This window comes from Desulfobacula sp. (genome assembly GCF_021107415.1).
Map to the genome: position 1 here is coordinate 1 of NZ_JAIOSW010000222.1, position 4,582 is coordinate 4,582.

Here is a 4,582-nt window from a genome sequence, read left to right on the forward strand (position 1 = left end):
AGAAAAGCACCAATGTCTGCCCATACGGAAAGAACTATAAGTACGACCCTGTCCAAAAAAAATGCGTGGCCACAACTTCTCCGGTCTGTCCCAAGGGAACAAGCATTTCCCAGGACGGCAAGGTGTGTATTGCCGCAAAGGAAATTAAATGTAAAACCGGTTATTCTCTGGACCCCCAGTCCGCGCAATGCCGTAAGGAAACACCCCCATCATGCCCTCCGGGCCTCATCTATTCCCAATCCAGAAATCTCTGTATTAAGACTACGATCGCTGCATGTCCCAACGGGTACACTTACAAAGCCGTACAACAAAAATGTGAGCGGCTCACTAATGCGTGTTATAACAATGCACGATATCGCGGAGGAAAATGTGTCGAGGAAGGACCGGTACAACACAGATCCGGATTAGCATTCAACTACACCAAAGGTAAATATTACGTTACCACTAGGATACCCTGCCCGGATGGATACAGCCGACGACCAGGAAGAAACGACTGTTACAACACGAGCGGACATTCTAGAAAACCGCAATGCAGTAAAGTAAGTGCGTGCACGTCACCCAGGTGGTATTATGATAAATGTTATTGTCTGGGGATTTCCCCTCGATGTTCCGGCACAGCATTTACATACTCTTCTTCAGCCAAAAAATGCCTCAAGAGATACGATCCTATTTGCACGGGCGATTCTACCGTCAGCGTTCGACAATCGAGAATTTACTGCAAATGGTTGACAGATAAAGTATGTGCTGAAGGATTCCAGTACAACAGTTCATCCGACAGATGCGTCAAAACGGCTCCGTTTGCATGTCCAAAAAGTATGGTCATGGAATCAGGTGTGTGTGTTTCCAAATATAATGTTACCTGCCCCGGCGGGTACAAATTGTCCATATCTTCAGGCAAATGCGAAAAAATGACCCCCTTTAAATGCCCGAAAGGATATTCTTATGATTACTCTAAAAAATTGTGTGTGATCGAAAAAAAAGCCGTATGTTCCGGATATATTAAACAATCCTCCGGCAATAAGGCGATCTGCTATAATGAAAAAAAGCCCGGGTGTCCTGCGGGTTATACCAAGGATGGTCAAACCAACCAATGCGTGAAGACTGTCAACCCCAAATGTGACGCGGGATTCAAATACGACAAAAAAAAGGATAAGTGCTTTTTCTACAAAAAAGCGACCTGTAGACCTGACTGCAGGTGGGACAATGCAAAAAAAACATGTGTAAAAATAAAACCACCCAAAGAATGATTCCATCAATTCACATGCTATGAATGAACTAAAAAAAATACAGCCACGGCTCTTGCACAAACCTTCCAATATAACCTTTAACCCGGATCTGCCCATCACCCATAAAAAAGATGAAATTATCACTGCCATAAAAAAAAACTCCGTGGTGATTATATCAGGGGAAACCGGATCAGGAAAAACCACCCAGATTCCAAAATTCTGCCTTGAGGCAGGACAGGGAAGAAAGGCAATGGTCGGCTGCACTCAGCCCAGACGTATTGCAGCCATCACAGTTGCGCAAAGAATTGCCGAAGAACTCAATGAGAGCATAGGAATTTCGGTTGGATATAAAATCAGATTTGATGATAAGACCCAACCCCGAACCTGTATAAAAATGATGACCGACGGTATTCTGCTTGCCGAAACCCAGGCTGACAGGTTCCTGAAAGCATATGATACCATTATTGTGGATGAGGCACACGAAAGAAGCCTGAATATTGACTTCACCCTGGGCATTTTAAGAGACCTGGTTAAAAAAAGAAAAGATCTCAAACTAATTATTACATCTGCCACCATTGATACACAAAAATTTTCCAACGCCTTTGACAATGCCCCCATCATTGAGGTGTCCGGACGGATGTATCCGGTAGAAACCCTCTATATGCCCTATTTAAATCAAGAAGACGAAAAACAGACCATTGAGGACCAGGGGTATGTCGAAGCGGCAGCAGATGCTGTAAATCATCTTCTTTCCCAATCCCGATCAGGCGATATTCTGGTGTTTATGCCCACGGAACAGGATATCGGAGAAACCTTGGAATTAATCCAGGGCAAACATCATCCGGGAATCACAGTTCTGCCTCTTTTTGCAAGGCTTTCAGCTAAAGAGCAATCCAAAATTTTTTCCCGGCAAAAGACAAGAAAAATCATTGTCGCAACCAATGTAGCTGAGACCTCACTGACCATACCCGGGATTAAATATGTAGTGGATACCGGGTTAGCCCGGATTCCCAGTTATTCACCCCGAACACGAACCACGGCACTTCCTGTCACTCCCATTTCCCAGTCTTCCGCCAACCAGAGACTGGGACGGTGCGGCCGGGTTGAAAACGGGGTTTGCATCCGGCTGTTTGATGAAGATGATTTTGGGGCAAGACCCTTTTTTACCTCTCCTGAAATCTTAAGAAGCAATCTTGCCGAAGTCATATTGCGGATGATCGCCCTGAATCTCGGGGATGTCGCAACCTTTCCGTTCATTGATGCACCCGCCTCCAAAAGTATTAAGGACGGGTTTGACACCCTGATTGAGCTGGGTGCCATTAAAGAAAAAAAAAACAAAAACAGGCAGACAGAAAAAAGAGCCTATGCTCTCACAAAAATTGGCAAAATCATGGCAAAACTTCCCATTGATCCCAAATTATCCAGAATTTTAATAGAAGCTGACATGAAGGGGTGCCTGAAAGAAGCCACCATTATTGCCACTGCTCTTGCCATTTCAGATCCCAGGCAGCGTCCGGCAGAAAAATCCCAGGCAGCAGATCAAAAGCATGCTTTGTTTAAGGATCCGAGTTCTGATTTTATTACCCTCTTAAATATCTGGAATGCCTATAAAAGTGCTGAAAAAAAACTAAAGTCCCGATCCAGACTCAAAAAATACTGCCAGGACCATTTCCTGTCTTTCAAACGCCTGAGGGAATGGAACGAGATCCGAGGACAAATTATTAGAATCTTAAAAGAGCATGATATACAGGGAAAACAAAGAGTCCCCTTTCAAACAGGGACCAAGGGGATGAAGGCCAAAGAGTTTGATATTGGCGGGCCATTATATATTGCATTGCACAAATCCCTTTTATCAGGGTATCTTGCCAACATTGCCCTTAAAAAAGAAAAAAATATTTTCAATGCCGCAAAAGGTCAGCAGGCAATGATATTTCCCGGGTCCGGTCTTTTTAACAATGCCGGCAACTGGATTGTAGCGGCACAATTTATCAAAACCAGCCAGCTTTTCGCAAGAACAGTGGCCAATATTGATCCTGACTGGCTGGAACAAATAGGCAAAGGCCTTTGCACCTATACCTAATCTGATCCCCACTGGGAAAAAAAACGTGGAGAAGTCATTGCCAGGGAACAAATTTCCCTGTTCGGGCTGATTATTGTCAATAACCGCAGTATTGCCTATGGCAGGATAAACCCCCAGGAATCCGGAGAAATATTTATCCGCCATGCCCTGGTCCAGGGGGAAATCCATCAAAAATTTGAATTTATGACCCATAATCAGCAGCTCATTGATGAACTTGAAACCCTTGAACATAAAACCCGGAAAAAAGATATTCTTGCATCCCCCGATGATATTTACCTTTTTTACCAGTCAAGGCTTTCAACGCTTTTTTATAATATTAGAACCTTTTCCAAATTTATTAAAGATCAGAAAAACCAGAATTTTTTAAAAATGACTATGGAAGATCTTCAAAAAGCTTCCATTGATAAGGATGAATTATCATTATTTCCTGACACGCTGACTATGGAGCAAGCCAAATTCAGGCTTGAATATGAATTCAATCCGGGTTCCAAAGAAGATGGCATCACTGTAAAAGTGCCTGTTTCCTCAGCTTTACTTGTCTCAAAAAACAGCGTGGACAGACTGGTTCCAGGCCTGTTTGAAGAAAAAATTGCCGCCCTGATAAAGGCGCTTCCCAAAAAATACCGGGTAAAACTTTTGCCGATATCTGAGAAAGCTGCCATCATTGCCAAAAAAATGCCCAAAAAAAATAAACCCTTGTTTTCTTTACTTTCTTCTTTTATTCAAAAACAGTTTGATCTTGTCATCCCCGCGACGCTTTGGTCTGATAAAGAACTGCCGGACCATTTAAAAATGAGAATCTCCATCAGGGATGAAAAAGGGAAAGAAATGAAAGCCTTAAGGGACTATTCCATTTTAAAGGAATTTTCTGAAGCATTAGCCCCGCAAAAAAGCAATGCCTTTGATATGGCCCAAAAAAAATACGAAAGTATTGATATCAAAGAATGGAATTTTAAAAACCTTGAAGAATTTATTATCATACGTCAAGAAAAAGAATTTACACAAAAAGGCTACCCGGGTCTAAAGATAGAAACTAAACCGGAAAATAGAACCCGGGCCGTCTTATCCCTGAGACTGTTCAAATCAGAACAGGCAGCACAACACGCCCATTGCCAAGGGATAAAAGAACTTTTCCAACTCTGTTATCCAGATGACTTCAAAGCCCTGAAAAAAGATATTAATGCTTATCCCGGGATAAAGCAGATCGCACCTTTTTTTAACAGCCGGACAATGCTTGCCCATTCTTTATTTAACCTGATTACCACCACTTTGTTTG

General features: G+C 42.7%; 3 protein-coding genes. All 3 read left to right on the forward strand.

From position 1 onward, the window contains the following. The coding region (locus K8S13_RS12015) for a hypothetical protein (RefSeq protein ID WP_291462796.1) at positions 1-1,247 on the forward strand (1,247 nt) is incomplete at its 5' end. A 19-nt stretch (positions 1,248-1,266) separates the two neighbouring features. Next, positions 1,267-3,306: an ATP-dependent RNA helicase HrpA gene (gene hrpA / locus K8S13_RS12020; RefSeq protein WP_291462798.1), complete on the forward strand. Its 2,040-nt coding sequence runs from the start codon at positions 1,267-1,269 to the stop codon at positions 3,304-3,306. A gap of 72 nt (positions 3,307-3,378) precedes the next feature. Further along, on the forward strand, positions 3,379-4,582 hold a 1,204-nt coding region (locus K8S13_RS12025), incomplete at its 3' end, for a DUF3418 domain-containing protein (RefSeq protein WP_291462800.1).

What these genes read in the sequence shown, in the direction of transcription:
- hrpA (WP_291462798.1), top strand. Translation starts at nt 1,267, where the DNA reads ATGAATGAACTAAAAAAAATACAGCCACGGCTCTTGCACAAACCTTCC.